The organism is Thalassospira sp. SM2505, assembly GCF_054901115.1.
The window spans coordinates 1,081,411-1,094,469 of the sequence record NZ_CM142731.1 but is presented as its reverse complement, the minus strand read 5'-3'; the positions used below and the strand labels follow the sequence as shown (position 1 = coordinate 1,094,469).

The 13,059-nt window shown below is 54.7% G+C and carries 15 protein-coding genes; 5 read left to right on the top strand and 10 right to left on the bottom strand.

Going from position 1 to position 13,059, the window contains the following annotated elements:
- Positions 1-64 precede the first annotated feature (64 nt).
- Positions 65-658 (bottom strand): TetR/AcrR family transcriptional regulator, encoded by a 594-nt coding sequence (locus ACTU44_RS04900; RefSeq protein WP_462096809.1) that lies wholly within the window; start codon positions 656-658, stop codon positions 65-67.
- Positions 659-794: 136 nt separating this feature from the next.
- Here ACTU44_RS04900 and ACTU44_RS04895 point away from each other — a divergent pair, with 136 nt between their 5' ends.
- The 3 genes from ACTU44_RS04895 to ACTU44_RS04885 all read left to right on the top strand — a co-directional run bounded on the left by ACTU44_RS04895 (position 795) and on the right by ACTU44_RS04885 (position 2,950).
- Complete coding sequence (locus ACTU44_RS04895) at positions 795-1,595, top strand: oxygen-binding di-iron domain-containing protein (protein WP_462096808.1); 801 nt, start codon at positions 795-797, stop codon at positions 1,593-1,595.
- A gap of 4 nt (positions 1,596-1,599) precedes the next feature.
- Positions 1,600-2,025 (top strand): ester cyclase, encoded by a 426-nt coding sequence (locus ACTU44_RS04890; RefSeq protein WP_462096807.1) that lies wholly within the window; start codon positions 1,600-1,602, stop codon positions 2,023-2,025.
- Positions 2,026-2,167: 142 nt separating this feature from the next.
- A complete protein-coding gene (locus ACTU44_RS04885) occupies positions 2,168-2,950 on the top strand; it encodes an acyl-[acyl-carrier-protein] thioesterase (protein ID WP_462096806.1) in 783 nt (260 codons plus the stop codon).
- Between the two features lie 23 nt (positions 2,951-2,973).
- Here ACTU44_RS04885 and ACTU44_RS04880 read toward each other — a convergent pair whose 3' ends face one another.
- The 8 genes from ACTU44_RS04880 to ACTU44_RS04845 form a co-directional block, all read right to left on the bottom strand.
- Positions 2,974-3,594 carry a ribonuclease HII gene (locus ACTU44_RS04880; RefSeq protein WP_462096805.1) on the bottom strand — a complete coding sequence of 207 codons (621 nt, stop codon included), beginning with the start codon at positions 3,592-3,594 and terminating at the stop codon, positions 2,974-2,976.
- 66 nt (positions 3,595-3,660) lie between these two features.
- A complete protein-coding gene (locus ACTU44_RS04875) occupies positions 3,661-4,197 on the bottom strand; it encodes a GNAT family N-acetyltransferase (RefSeq protein ID WP_462096804.1) in 537 nt (178 codons plus the stop codon).
- A 93-nt stretch (positions 4,198-4,290) separates the two neighbouring features.
- Positions 4,291-4,695 carry a Na+/H+ antiporter subunit G gene (locus ACTU44_RS04870; RefSeq protein WP_114097876.1) on the bottom strand — a complete coding sequence of 135 codons (405 nt, stop codon included), beginning with the start codon at positions 4,693-4,695 and terminating at the stop codon, positions 4,291-4,293.
- Positions 4,696-4,707: 12 nt separating this feature from the next.
- On the bottom strand, positions 4,708-4,977 hold the full coding sequence (locus ACTU44_RS04865) for a K+/H+ antiporter subunit F (RefSeq protein ID WP_114097875.1): 270 nt from the start codon (positions 4,975-4,977) through the stop codon (positions 4,708-4,710).
- The gene (locus ACTU44_RS04860) at positions 4,974-5,465 is read right to left on the bottom strand and encodes a Na+/H+ antiporter subunit E (RefSeq protein WP_114097874.1); all 492 of its coding nucleotides are present in this window, start codon (positions 5,463-5,465) and stop codon (positions 4,974-4,976) included. Before ACTU44_RS04860 ends, ACTU44_RS04865 begins: the two co-directional genes overlap by 4 nt.
- Positions 5,466-5,486: 21 nt before the next feature.
- Positions 5,487-7,019 (bottom strand): monovalent cation/H+ antiporter subunit D, encoded by a 1,533-nt coding sequence (locus tag ACTU44_RS04855; RefSeq protein ID WP_462096803.1) that lies wholly within the window; start codon positions 7,017-7,019, stop codon positions 5,487-5,489.
- Complete coding sequence (locus ACTU44_RS04850; RefSeq protein WP_114097872.1) at positions 7,019-7,375, bottom strand: Na+/H+ antiporter subunit C; 357 nt, start codon at positions 7,373-7,375, stop codon at positions 7,019-7,021. Before ACTU44_RS04850 ends, ACTU44_RS04855 begins: the two co-directional genes overlap by 1 nt.
- Position 7,376: 1 nt before the next feature.
- Positions 7,377-10,241 carry a monovalent cation/H+ antiporter subunit A gene (locus ACTU44_RS04845; protein WP_336080127.1) on the bottom strand — a complete coding sequence of 955 codons (2,865 nt, stop codon included), beginning with the start codon at positions 10,239-10,241 and terminating at the stop codon, positions 7,377-7,379.
- Between ACTU44_RS04845 and ACTU44_RS04840 the strand changes: the two genes are divergently transcribed.
- The gene (locus ACTU44_RS04840) at positions 10,240-10,383 is read left to right on the top strand and encodes a hypothetical protein (protein WP_181850207.1); all 144 of its coding nucleotides are present in this window, start codon (positions 10,240-10,242) and stop codon (positions 10,381-10,383) included. The genes ACTU44_RS04845 and ACTU44_RS04840 overlap by 2 nt on opposite strands.
- Positions 10,384-10,422: 39 nt before the next feature.
- On the opposite strand, the gene ACTU44_RS04835 is transcribed toward ACTU44_RS04840, so the two are convergent.
- Positions 10,423-11,628: an MFS transporter gene (locus tag ACTU44_RS04835; RefSeq protein WP_114097870.1), complete on the bottom strand. Its 1,206-nt coding sequence runs from the start codon at positions 11,626-11,628 to the stop codon at positions 10,423-10,425.
- A 139-nt stretch (positions 11,629-11,767) separates the two neighbouring features.
- On the opposite strand from ACTU44_RS04835, the gene ACTU44_RS04830 reads away from it, so the two are divergent.
- Positions 11,768-13,042 (top strand): permease, encoded by a 1,275-nt coding sequence (locus ACTU44_RS04830; RefSeq protein ID WP_462096802.1) that lies wholly within the window; start codon positions 11,768-11,770, stop codon positions 13,040-13,042.
- The last annotated feature ends 17 nt before the right edge of the window (positions 13,043-13,059 follow it).

Sequence of the window (13,059 nt, the reverse complement as noted above, 5' to 3'; positions counted from 1 at the left end):
GGGATATCCTTGCCGGACACATCCTTGATCCAGACATGTCCCTGATACTGTTTCGATGCCACTCCTAGGCGTGCGGGCATTTATGAAGCCAGTCATCCATCAGGGCCGCCATTTCCGCATTGTCGATCCCCGTCCTTGACAAAGACTGCCAGGTCGAAAATTGCACAGCATGCTGTGCCACGGCCCGGCACATCTTGCCACGGCGGCGCTCATCATCCTGACTTGCCAGCATATCGTCAGTCAGCATTTCAAGATAGGCATCAAAGCCTTTCATCTTCTCGTCCAAGGCCGCGACATTTGCCCGGTCGCGATAACAGTGATCCCACATATAAGCGGTCTCGCTGTAATATTGATACAGCATGCTCAGGATCGCGATCGCCCAGTCCCCGGTCGCCACCGACTCGCGCCAGCTTTCCGGACCCGGCGGCGGGTTCAATTCAAGCCAGTGCGATGAACATGCGCCAAGCAGTTCATTTTCCTCAGGAAAATGACGGTAAACCGTCAGACGTTGCACCCCCGCGCGATCCGCAATCGCACTGATTGTCGTCTGTGCCGGGCCAACTTCACCATGCAAATTCATGGCAGCCTCGACAATTTTCAGACGCGTTTTGCCTTCCTTATCCGCGCGCAATCCTTTGTTATATTTACGTTTTTCCATTTAAATAAACACTATCGTTCACACAAATATTGACAAGCGACTTTTGTCTTTCGTATTTCAATGATCACAAATGATCATTCATTTATCAACCCGTGCTTCTGCCCCACAGAGCACAGCTGAATTACGGAGCATCAAGATGCATATCCCCTCGATCGCCACCGCGATCCCGGTTACAGACAGCGTAACCGTCATCCCGTCCTTTTTATCTGTTGCCGGTTTTGGCGTTTTGCCCATCAACGCAACGCTGATCAGTGGCGCTGAACCCGTTCTGGTCGATGCCGGTATCCGTGCCGTTCAGAATGAATTCATGGCAACATTGGCCAGTTGCGTCACGCTTTCCGAATTACGCTGGATCTGGATCACCCATGCCGACCCGGATCATACAGGCAATCTCAAAGCGCTTCTTGATGTTGCCCCCAACGCAACCATCATCACGACCTTTGTCGGAATGGGCAAGTTGAACCTTGCAGGTTTTCCCGTCGAACGTGTCAGACTGGTCAATCCCGGCGAGACCTTTGTGGCCGGTGGACGCAGCTTGCAGACCATCACACCTCCAACCTTTGACGCGCCGGAAACAACAGCGATCTTTGATCCACTTGAACAAATATTGTTCAGCTCGGACTGCTGCGGCGCGTTATTGCCCGATATCTATCAGCGGGCAAATGATATTCCCGACGCCATCCTGCGCGACGGGATCATCGGCTGGACGCGGGTTGACGCTCCCTGGCTGGACTTTGTCGATGGCACACAATTCGAAGCATCGCTTGACCAGTTTCGAGCCCTGTCGGCGCGCCACGTTCTGAGCAGCCATCTGCCCCCGGCAGAGAACATCACAGACCGATTGCTGGATGCGGTTTCTGCCGCCCGTTTGGCCCCGGCCTTTAGCGGGCCCGATCACGCAACCTTTAAAACCATCATGGCAAAGGCAGGAGCATAATTTCATGAAACACCATTTATCACCGAAATACATCACCAACCGTGATGTCGTCTTGCGCTTCTTTGAAGAAAGCCACAGCCACAACCCCGGTATCGTCTATGACCTTGTGACATCGGACATCGTCACACATGGTTTCCCCTGTCAGAACCCGCATGATCTTGACAGCTATCATGATTTCTTTGTCGGGTTGAATGCAGCCTTTCCGGATATGGCATTCACCATTCTGACGATGGTTGCCGAGCATGACCATGTCGCGGTCCGGTTCCGCATTCAGGCAACCCATCGTGATGTTTTTGCCGGTATTGCGGCATCGGGTAACAAAGTCGATTTCACCGGCATGGTTCTATATCGTCTTCGCGATCTTAGAATTGCCGAAACATGGCTTCACCCCGATGTCACGACCCTGATGGCTCAGTTAACGGCACAATAAAAGCCCCCTGCTTTGACAATGGCCAATGCCCGGTTCGCAATGTGTGCGTACGCTATTTGTACCGTTTGCACTGTTACCACCCTTTACACCCTGCGAACCGGGTTCCTATAACTGTGTTCTCATGACATGCAGGTTTACCAACATGACGATCAACTGGGACGACATCGCCAAAGCCACCCTTCCCGCCAATTGCGGGTGGATGGGGACCTATCGCGTTCGATATTCCGAGATCGGTGAAAATGGCAAAGTCATGATGTCGGCTCTCGCCGACTATATGCAGGATGCCGCCGGATGGGGGGCCCGTATCCTCAAACTTGCCTATGACGATACGGTTGATCAGGGGATTGCCTGGGTCCTTGCCCGCATGGTCATTCACATCCGCGACTATCCCGGCAATGGCGAGGATATCCTGGTTGAAACATGGCCATCGGGTGTCTCGCGCCGTGTCGCCACCCGTGATTTCCGACTGAGCAACAGCAAGGGTGACGTGATTGGCGTTGCCCAGAGTTACTGGGTGATGTTTGATCTGCGAACGCGTCGCGCGGCGCAATGGCCGGACTGGATCGAAGAACGCCTGCCCGATCCGCCGGGTCCGAAACTGATCGAACCGCCCTTGCGTCCGGCATTCACCAATGATCCGCTTCCGGTGATTGACAGCATCAAGGCCCGCCCATCCGACCTTGATCTTTATGGGCATGTGAATAATGTGCGGCTCATGCAATGGGTGCTGGGCGTTGCCGGACCAAACAATCGGCCCGACTTCCAGCCTGAAAGCCTTGATATCCAGTTCCGCACCGAATGCCGGGTCCATGAACGGGTCGATCTGCACCATGCTAATAGCTTTGCCGCTATCAGCCGCGAAGAAGACGGCACCGACCTTGTCCGGGCCAGTATCATCGCGCGCAATCGCATCGCATTGGCCTAGAAAGCGCAGTCCGACAAGGGCAATCAACTACCCATCATGGCTTCGAACAGATCGGCAATCGGCTTGAAGCTTTTGCGGTGATGGGGGGTCGGGCCAACTTCGCCCAGACCAGCCATGTGCTTTTTCACGCCATAGCCCGCATTGCCTTCCCAGCCAAAAAACGGATAGCGCGTTGCAAGACGGGCCATCGCCCGGTCACGCACCACCTTGGCAACGATGGACGCCGCTGCAATCGAAAGCGACTTGCTGTCGCCCTTGATCACGGTTTCAACGTTACAGGGCAATCCCGGATCACGATTGCCATCCACCAGCGCCTGATCCGGCACACAGGGCAACCGATCCACCGCACGGCGCATGGCAACATAGGTTGCCTGCAGGATATTGATCTGATCAATCTCGCGCACCGACGCGGCACCAATGCCGACCTCGGCACAGGCCATGATCACATCAAAAAGCTTGTCGCGTTTTTTGGGGGACAGCTTTTTGGAATCATTAAGTTCTTCAAGCAGCACGGTGGGAAGGCCGTCACCGCGTGGCAAGATAACAGCAGCAGCCACAACCGGGCCAGCCAGCGGTCCGCGACCAACCTCGTCGATCCCGGCAATGCGTCCCTGATACTGATCTTCTATGGCAAAGTCTGGCATGGCGTCGGTTGTCTCATTGTTTCCTTGGTCATAGCAAGCCACCCGAATACCGACAATATTGCAATTTCATCGGGCTGACCCGTCCGGTTTTTCCGATTGCATCTGACGATAGCGCTCAAGAGTGATCTCATGGAAAACATATCCATCCTGCAAACCGGCTTCGACCATTCCAAGTCGGGCGGCAAGCTTGCGGGATGCCGTGTTATCCGGATCAATCGCTGCAACGATCCGCGAAAGTTCAAGATGTCCCAGACCATGATCCATTACGGTGCGCGCTGCCTCATAAGCGATGCCGCGCCCCCAGTAATCAGGATGCAGTCGCCAGCCTATTTCGATATCCGGGCCAACTGCGTCTTTCGGAATCAGCAATATCCACCCCATGAAGCTTGCAGGATCGGATTTGGCAAAGATCGACCAGTATCCAAGCCCGACCCCGTAATCCTGATTGATCCGGTCCCGAATGAATGCGCGATGTTGATCAGGATCATCCCAGGGCCCAGCAATGAAATCAACCACACCCCGTGCCCGGTCCATGGCAAGGCAGGCATCAAAGTCATCCATGGTGCGCGGCCTGAGGATCAATCGATCGGTTTCAAACTGCATTCGGCCCCGTCCTGAATAGTGCGATACGATCATCATAACAAAAACGGCACCGGATGACCGGTGCCGTTTGAATAATCAAAGGTCCCCTGCCTTTCAGGTTTCCTTTTCCTTGTATTCTTCGCTGGGGTCATAACCCTCTGGCCCGACCGGATCAAATGTTGCCCAGCCTTCATCCTGTTTGGATGGCGGCAGATCCTTGTTCGGATCAACATTGAGCAGCATATAGGCCTTGGCGATCAGGTTTGCTGTGATCGGTGCGGTCAGGAAAATGAACAGCGTGATCAGCAATTCATGAATGGTGAAATGCCCCCGCTCCACCCAGAAGAACAGCATGGAAGCAATCAGAACACCACCCAACCCGACGGTACTTGCCTTGGTCGGCGCATGCAGACGCGGCAAAAGGTCCTTGAGCTTGATCATTCCGAACGATCCGACCAGCAGGAACAATCCGCCAATCACGATCAGAAGCGAAATGATGAGTTCAACAAAAAACGGCATCTTATCGCTCCCTTATTCGATGATGTCGCCACGCAAGACGAACTTGCAATAGGCCACCGTTGAAACAAAACCGAACATCGCAAACAGCAATGCGCCTTCGAAATACATCGCCGTTGCCTGCCCGATGCCATACAGCACCAGAAGCGCAATCGCGTTGATCGCCATGGTATCGACCGCAAGAACCCGGTCTGCCGTGGTCGGCCCGGCTGTCAGGCGATAGAGGTTCATCAAAAGGGCCAGTGCCACACAGACGAAGCCGAAATTCAGTGCATATTCGATCATTCGAAAATCTCCTTCAGACGGCGTTCGTAGCGGTCCTTGATATCATCGACCACGCCCTGTGCATCGGGTGCGTGCAAGCAATGAACCAAAAGACTTTTGGCATCGGCACTCAGATCAATCGTCACCGTGCCCGGCGTCATGGTGATGGTCCCGGCAAGGGTTGTGATCGCCTCGGGCGAGGTCAGATCAAGCGGAACGACAACGCATTTTGACTCAAGGCTTTCGGTCTTGCGAAACAGGATCAGACCGGCAACCACAACGTTGGCAACCAGAATGTCCCACATAACGATCAGGCCATATTCACAGATAGCATAGGCATTGCGCACTCTGGGGCGCGCAGGCCAGAAATTGGCCGTGATCAGCGGAATGATCACCGCAAGGATAAGTCCGAAGACAACGGCACCTGCCGAAACCTCGTTGACCAGAAACACCCACACGACCAGCAGAACCAGTGTCAAAAGCGGATGGGGGAGATAACGTTTCATCATTACGATCCTTGTCCTTTCCGCTTACTGACCCAGCAATGCCAGGGCGTTTTCGCCCAGCACAGCCTGAATGTAACCCGAGGTGTCGAAAATCTGTGCAGCAACGCCATGCAGATAATCCGTTACCGGACCACCAAATGCCGTCAGCACGACCAGAGCTCCGAGCATGCCGCACGCCGCAACAATCGGCAGAACCGGCCATTTGGCACCTTCGACGGTAATTTCGCCTTCGACCGAGGCACTCTTCCAGAACAGAACGCTGCCTGCACGGCCAAAGCCGATAATGCACATCAGCGACGTCACCAGAATGATCGCCCAGATCCAGACCATGGCGTCACTGTCGCGGGCCGCATCAAGGATCTGCAATTTACCAAGGAAGCCACTTAACGGTGGCATCCCGGCCATCGCAATCGCCCCGATAAAGAACAGAACCGCAAGGAAACCCGATTGATGGAATGTCGGGGCGGTGTTCAGGCTGTCACCAAACTGCCCTCGGCGAGATATTATCAAATCGGCAATCAGGAACAGGGCCGCTGCCGAGAAGGTCGAATGCAGCAGGTAATAAAGACCTGCGGCAATGCTTTCGGGCGTAAACAGTGCAATCGCCGTCAGCAAGGTCCCCATGGAACCAACCACGGAAAAGGCAATCAGCCCGTTCAGACGCTTGGCTGCCAGAACGCCGGTCATACCCAGAACCAGTGTGATCAGGGCTGCTGGCAACAAATAGGGCTGTGCCAGCCATGACATGTCACCGGCCATGTCGCCAAAGGCCAGCGAATAGACACGCAACACGGAATAGGCACCGACCTTGGTCATGATCGCAAACAGGGCTGCGACCGGGGCCGGTGCATTGGCATAAGTCCCCGGAAGCCAGAAATGGATCGGCACCAATGCCGCCTTAACACAGAAGACCAGAAGCAGTACCAGCGCACCTGCCCGTAAAAGGGCGGCATCCCCTGGTGCGACATTACTGACCTGAATGGCAAGATCGGCCATGTTCAGCGTTCCGGTCACCGAGTAGATCATGCCGACACCAAGCAGGAACAAGGCAGATCCCGTCAGGTTGATGACGACATATTGCATACCGGCCTTCAGACGATCTGCCCCCGCGCCATGCAGCATCAAGCCATAGGATGCAATCAGCAGAACCTCGAAGAAGACGAACAGGTTGAACACGTCACCTGTCAGAAACGCACCATTCACGCCCATCAGCTGGAACTGGAACAGGGCGTGAAAATGCTTGCCGCGCTGATCCCATTCGCTTGAGGCGAACAGGACAACACCAAGCCCCAGAAGCGAGGTCAGGAACACCATCATCGCCGACAAGCGGTCAAGAACCAGCACGATACCGAACGGAGCAGGCCAATCCGACAATGCGTACATTTCCGGATCATGGCCATTGGCAAACACCACCAGCGAAAGCGTCACCCCGACAAGGGCAACCGTCGCTGCAATCGAAAATACGCGCTGCAAGATAATGTCGTGACGAACCGCCAATACAATCAGGGCGGCCATCACGGCGGGCAGCACTATGGGAACAACAATCCAGTCACCCATCAGTTTTTATCTCCTGCTTCGGATGGCGCACCAACCGGGCGACCGTCAACATGGTCATTGCCGATTTCAAGATAAGCCCGGATCGACAGAACAACGATCAGGGCGGTCATGCCGAATGAAATCACGATGGCTGTCAGGACAAGTGCCTGGGGCAGCGGATCGGTATATTCGGTGACACCATCACGCAGGATCGGCGGCATATTGATCGTCAAACGTCCCATCGCGAACAGGAACACGTTCACCGCATAGGAAATCAATGCCAGACCGATCACCACCGGGAAGGTCCGCCCGCGCAGCAACAAATAAGTGCCGCAGGCGATCAGAAGCCCGATACTGCTTGCTACAAGAAATTCCATATCAGGCCTCCTTTTCCGGGGTTGCGACAGACACAGACGGATCGTGATCCATCGGATCGACATTCACATCCACATGTTCGGCCATCCGTTCGACCTGTGACAGTTTGGCAAGTGCCAGCATCACCGCCCCGACCACCGTCAGGAACACGCCAAGGTCAAAGCCCATTGCCGATGCCAGTTCAAATTCGCCAACAATCGGAAGATGAACATGAACAAAGCCGCTGGTCAGGAACGGAAGTCCGGCAACCCAGGCAGAAACACCGGTAATCGCCGCCGCAATAACGCCCAGACCAATCATGCCGTGATAGTTGACCTTCATGCGGTTCTGGGTCCAGCCAAAGCCCGACGCCATATATTGCATGACCAGCGCAACCGAGACGACCAGACCGGCAATAAAGCCACCGCCCGGCTCGTTATGACCACGCAGGAAGATGTAGACACCAACCATCAATGACAACGGCAACATCACACGGGTTGCCACCACCATCATCATCGGGTGACGATCCGCCGAACGACGGTTGCTAACGACCCAGTTGGCAAGACGTTTGGCGGCTTCGCCCTGGGTTACGGTTTCGATAAGCGCAAAGATCGAAAGTGCGGCAATACCCAGAACGATGATCTCGCCAAAGGTATCAAAGCCACGGAAGTCAACAAGGATGACGTTCACAACGTTGGTCCCGCCGCCTTCGATCTTCGAGTTGGCCAGATGATAGGCCGAAATCGAATTTGGCAGATCACGGGTCATGATTGCCCAGATCGCCCCGCCAACGCCAAGACCCGCTGCAACCGATACAATCACATCACGAAGCTTGCGACCCGGCATGCTTTCCTTTGGCGTTTCCTTTGGCAGGATATTAAGGGCCAGCAACATCAGGATCACCGTCACGACCTCGACCGAGATTTGTGTCAGCGCAAGATCAGGTGCGGACAGATAGATGAAGCCAAGAGACACGATCAGGCCAATCACACCAACCAGAAGCAATGTCAGCAACCGGTTGTGATGCATGAATACCGACGCAATACAGGTCACGACAAGCAGCAACCATGCGATTGCAGCAGGCGGTGAAACGTCAAGGAGTTCACGCGATCCTGACAGGTAATCGGGCTGGGCATAGAAGCCCGAAACACCGATGGCAACCGCAGCCATGACCATGATCGCCAGATAGCGCTGCAAGGAACCATTATGCAGGTTGTCCGAGATCAAACGGCTCAGGGCCACCAGCTTGACCATTGCGCAGTCAAACATCGCCTTTGCATCCGGGCGCGACAGGTTTGCAGTCTTCGACAGAAGACCGGCATGCCCCATCAGAAGAACAGCACCCAGAACAAGCGCAATCGCACTCATGCCAAGCGCCGGGGTCAGGCCATGCCAAAGTGCAAGGTAATATTCCGGCAACTCACCACCGATCACCGCACCCGAAGTTGCCGCAACCAGCGGCCCCGCAATGGTGCCCGGGAACAAACCGATCAGAACCACGAGAACGGTCAGGAATGCAGGCGGCGCCCACATGCCAAACGGCGGATCATGCGGGTGATGCGGCAGGTTCTCGTCACGCGGTTTGCCCAGCCAGACATGGAAGATAAACCGGAAAGAATAGGCAACCGAGAAGATTGCACCGATGGTCGCGAGCGTTGGAACAAGCCAGACCTGATCAAACCAGACCGTATGCCATGCTTCTTCAAGCATCATTTCCTTGGACAGGAACCCGTTAAACGGAATGATGCCCGCCATAGATGCCGCCGAGATAATCCCGATGGTCCCGGCAATCGGCATCAGGTTCAGCAACCCACCGAAACGGCGAATATCACGTGTGCCGGTTTCATGATCGACAATGCCTGCGGTCATAAACAGGGCCGCCTTGAAGGTCGCATGGTTGATGATGTGGAACACACCGGCAACGGCAGCCATCGGCGTACCGAACCCGAACAGCATGGTTACAAGACCAAGGTGGCTGACCGTCGAATAGGCCAGAAGACCTTTAAGGTCATGCTTGAAGATCGCAATCCATGCGCCCAGAACCATTGTCACCAGACCGGCGGTCGCAACGATATAGAACCATTCCGGCGTACCCGACAGAACCGGCCACATGCGGGCCATCAGGAAGATGCCAGCCTTGACCATGGTTGCCGAATGCAGATAGGCCGAAACCGGTGTCGGTGCGGCCATGGCATGCGGAAGCCAGAAATGGAACGGGAACTGTGCGGACTTGGTGAAACAGCCCAGCAGAATCAGGATCAACGCCGGCACATACATCGGCGATGCCTGGATCAGATCGGCATGCTGGAGAATATCGGTCAGGTTATAGGACCCGACAATATCGCCAAGGATCAGCATCCCGGCGATCATTGCAAGACCGCCCGCACCGGTCACGGCAAGTGCCATGCGGGCACCCTGACGACCTTCGGGCAGATGTTTCCAGTAGCCGATCAACAGGAACGATGACAGCGATGTCAGTTCCCAGAAAACCAGAAGCAGCAGGATGTTATCGGAAAGAACGATGCCGACCATGGCCCCCTGGAACAGAAGCAGGAACACATAGAAGCGCCCCATCGGATCGTTCTTGGACAGATAAAACCGCGCATAGATAATAATCAGCAAGCCGATACCAAGGATCAGCGTTGCGAACAGCAATCCAAGGCCATCAAGGAAGAAGGTCACATTCAGACCCAGTTCCGGCAGCCAATTGTAACTGACCTGAAATACCTCGCCGGCGATAACTGCCGGGGCCTTGGCCATCAGCAATATCAGGGCAAGCAGCGTGACAGAACCGGTAGCAGTAGCGCATGCATTGCGCCCGGCCCTGATCATTATGGCGGGTAATACCGCCCCAATGAAGGGAAGCAAAACAATGAGGGTGAGACTCATGAAAGACCCTTATTTTTGGATAATCGCCGCATCGCCCCCAGCGCGAGACAGCAAGAAAATTCCGGCAGAAGGTAATATTTGTTCAGAAAATGGTCAAGAAAACCAAAACGGCGCAGCTTTTCGCCTTGCGACTGTCAAGTGACACCGATCACCTGCAAATTTGCAGATCACCGCATATTGGCTATTTCCGACCACCCGCCAAAAGAGATGCGGCGGGCATCATACGCAGACGAACCATTGCAACCGTACCCAGTACCGGCCCAATCGACAGCATGGCAAACGCCCCCCACCAGCCAGCCCAGTCAGCAATAACAGGCACCAGATGAATTGAAACCAGTGCAATCAGAAACCCGATGGCATTTTGCAGGGTCAGGGCTGTCCCGACCTGGTGGGGATCGGCAAGTTCAATCACGCAGGATGAAAACTGTGCGGAATCTGCGATCACTGATATCCCCCAAATAATGCAGATCACGATCAACAGCGCAAAAGGCGCATCGGCAAATGCCCCCACGACAAGTGCGCAGGCCCCGCTGACCACCATGGCGGCAATCGTCACCGTCGTTCGTCCGATCCGGTCTGCATAGTACCCGCCTGCCAGTGATCCAAAGGCACCAACTCCAACAATGGCAAAGGTTGAAAGGGCCGACCAGACACCGGGATTGTCGACCATACGGTCAGAAAAGGCCCCATACAGGAACAGGCCGATCCAGCCCCACATGGCATAAAGTTCCCACATATGCCCGAAATAGCCATAACAGGCATGACGCAGTGGCTTGTTCGCCCAGATTTTCCCGACCATGCGCGGATCAAAGCGCGGCGAACGCCCCGGCGTCCCGCCCAGATGGACAAACAGAACAGCAATGGCCGCGATATAGGCCGAAGCACTTGCCGCGACGATTACCAGACGCCAGTCAAGCGGAACAGCCACCGAAAACAGATGTGGCAACGCTGATCCCATGGTCAGTGCACCAACCAGAAGCCCGACCAGAAACCCGGTATCTCCGCGTGACCAGGTGGCGACCATTTTCATGCCGACGGGATAAATGCCCGCCATGCAAACGCCTGTGATCAGGCGCAGCAAGATCACCATCACACCATCAATCGGCACAAAAAGGATCAGGATGTTGGCCGTTGCCGCAATGATCGCCGATACGGCCCAGAAGCGGCGCGGTTCGATCCGGTCAGCCAGCCCGAAAACGGCACTGGTGACGGTCCCCAGAACAAAGCCAAGAAGAACAGAGCTGGTAAACAGCGATGATTGCACCGCACCGATATTGAATTCGCTGCGCAATTGCGGCAGCACGGCGGTTGCGGAAAACCACAGGGCAAGCGCCATTAATTGGCAAACCGTAATGATAGAAACGGCGAAGCTTTTGCTCCTGCGCACCTTGGTCTCCCCTCCGCATATTCGATGTTTTGCACATCATACACAGATGCTTGCAAAAGCCTATCTTGGAACTCTTTGAAATTCTGACCGTTCAGATATCAGGCACGTTTTTCTTTCACCCTTATGCCGGACGGCAACGATGAACATCCTTGATCAATATGCAAATGGCGTGATCACAGCTCTCGGCTTCTTCTGGAATGCCTTGTGGGCCTTTGTTCTTGGCTACGCGATCAGTGCCGCGATCCAGGTTTTTGTCCCCAAAAGCCGTCTGGTTCAGCACATGGGTGATGGCAATTTCACAAGTATTTCGCTGGCCGGGATATTTGGCGCGCTTTCAAGTTCCTGTTCATTTGCCGCCTTGTCCGCCGCGCGATCCCTGTTTCAGAAAGGTGCACATTTCATTGCCACCGTCGCCTTCATGTTTGCATCGACCAATCTGGTCATCGAGCTTGGCGTCCTGATCTTCCTGTTCCTTGGCTGGCAGTTTCTGGTCGCCGAGATTATTGGCGGGATCATCATGATCCTGATTTCCGCCATCCTGATCAGGATCACCTATCCATCCCGACTGATCCGCACGGCCCGTGATCATGCAGATGAAACGTCCGGCGCTGACGATGATGAATTCGATTGGAAAAAACGCGTGACCTCCGTCGAGGGATGGCAAAAGGTCGGCAATCGTTTTGTCATGGAATGGCAGATGGTCTGGCGTGAAATCCTGATCGGTTTCACCGTTGCCGGTTTTATTGCAGTATTTGTTCCAGACCATGTCTGGCAGACATTGTTCCTTGCGACCGGTGAAACACAATCCGGGGCGGAGCTCCCATTCCTCAGAGTTCTGGAAAATGCTTTGATTGCGCCCTTTGTCGCGGCAGCAACTTTCATCGGGTCGATGGGCAACATCCCGCTTGCCACAGTGCTTAGTGCTGGTGGTGTCAGCTTTGCCGGGATTATGGGCTTTATCTATTCGGATTTGATGGTGCCACCGCTGGTCAAGGTCAATGCCAACTATTACGGCTGGAAAACCGCGCTTTATATTGCGGGCATTATGTATGTCAGCATCGTGATTACCGCCCTGATGCTGCATTATGCATTCGCCGCCATTGATCAGGTTCCCGAAAGCAGCCGCGACATTGCCGAGATCAGCGCATTCGCAATCAATTACACATTCTTCCTTAATCTTGCGGCCTTTGTGCTTGCCGGTGTTCTGGTCTGGTTGCGGTCCGGTGCAGACAAATCAACGGCGCATGATCATGGAAGTCATGAACCGGGTCACGGTCACGATCACAACCACGATCACACTCATGAACACGATCATAACAAGGGTGGCTTGTTGTCACCCAAGAACGTTCTGGTCGGGGCCGTTGTTGTGATGCTTGCCGGTGGTCTGTTTGTGCAACTTGCGACCCTGGCATAAAAAAAAGCCGCCCGGTC